Source organism: Streptomyces cupreus, assembly GCF_014257025.1.
Lineage (GTDB): Bacteria > Actinomycetota > Actinomycetes > Streptomycetales > Streptomycetaceae > Streptomyces > Streptomyces cupreus.
The window spans coordinates 1-1,490 of the sequence record NZ_JACMSF010000163.1 but is presented as its reverse complement, the minus strand read 5'-3'; the positions used below and the strand labels follow the sequence as shown (position 1 = coordinate 1,490).

1 protein-coding gene is annotated in these 1,490 nt (G+C 69.5%); it reads left to right on the top strand.

Going from position 1 to position 1,490, the window contains the following annotated elements:
- The first annotated feature begins 264 nt into the window (after positions 1-264).
- A complete protein-coding gene (locus H4N64_RS44090) occupies positions 265-1,467 on the top strand; it encodes an IS110 family RNA-guided transposase (RefSeq protein ID WP_186288248.1) in 1,203 nt (400 codons plus the stop codon).
- Positions 1,468-1,490: the final 23 nt, after the last annotated feature.

The window sequence follows — 1,490 nt, the reverse complement described above, 5'->3', positions numbered from 1 at the left end:
CCCCCGTTATGTTTTCCGCGGTCCTGCAAGAGGGCCGCTGGCCTCCGGGCCCGGCATGACTGTTCCCCCCTGTCGAACGGATGACCTGGGGGGTGGTGTCACCGGGCCCGAGAGGCGCCGTTGGAGACGCTGATGAGAGGTCCGACTACCGCCTGGCCTGGCGCAATGCCCGGCCGCTTGCGGGCGGCAGGTCTGCATAACGTGGATGCGCGCACGACGCCAACGCCCAGGCCAGCACGCACGACGTCCGTTCGGGAGGACGGCTTGAACGACAGCGACGAGATAGGTGTCTTCCTGGGCCTGGACGTCGGCAAGAGCGCCCACCACGGCCACGGGCTCACCCCGGGCGGCAAAAAGGTCTTCGACAAGCAGCTGCCCAACACCGAACCGAAGTTGCGAGACGTCTTCACCAAGCTGAGCACCAAGTTCGGCACCGTCCTGGTCATCGTGGACCAGCCCGCCTCGATCGGCGCCCTGCCCCTGACGGTCGCCCGGGATGCGGGCTGCAAGGTCGCCTACCTGCCCGGCCTGGCGATGCGGCGGATCGCCGACCTCTACCCCGGCGAGGCGAAGACCGACGCGAAGGACGCCGCGGTCATCGCGGACGCGGCCCGCACCATGCCGCACACCCTGCGCACGCTGGAGGTGACCGACGAGATCACCGCCGAGCTGACCGTGCTCGTCGGGTTCGACCAGGACCTGGCGGCCGAGGCCACCCGCACCAGCAACCGGATCCGGGGCCTGCTCACCCAGTTCCACCCCAGCCTGGAACGCGTCCTCGGCCCCCGGCTCGACCACCAGGCCGTGACCTGGCTGCTGGAACGCTACGGCTCTCCCGCCGCGCTGCGAAAGGCCGGTCGTCGCAGGCTGGTTGAGGTGATCCGGCCCAAGGCCCCGCGCATGGCAGCGCGCCTGATCGACGAGGTCTTCGACGCTCTCGACGAGCAGACCGTCGTGGTCCCCGGCACCGGCACCCTCGACATCGTCATCCCGTCCCTGGCCCGTTCGCTCGCTGCCGTCCACCAACAGCGCCGCGCACTGGAGACCCAGATCGAGGCCCTGCTGGAGGACCACCCTCTTTCGAAGGTCCTGACGTCGCTGCCCGGCGTCGGCGTCAGGACCGCCGCCACACTGCTGGTCACCGTCGGCGACGGCACCAGCTTCCCCACCGCCGCCCACCTGGCCTCCTACGCCGGCCTCGCCCCCACCACCAAGTCGTCGGGCACCTCCATCCATGGCGAACACGCCCCACGCGGCGGCAACCGGCAACTCAAACGCGCGATGTTCCTGTCCGCGTTCGCCGCCCTGCACGATCCCGCCTCCCGCACCTACTACGACCGCTGTCGAGCCCGCGGAAAGACTCACACACAAGCCCTCCTCCGGCTCGCCCGACAACGGATCAACGTGCTGTTCGCGATGCTCCGCGACGGCACCTTCTACGAACCCAGAACCCCACGCCTCGCTTGACGAAAGACATAGAGGCACCCCCC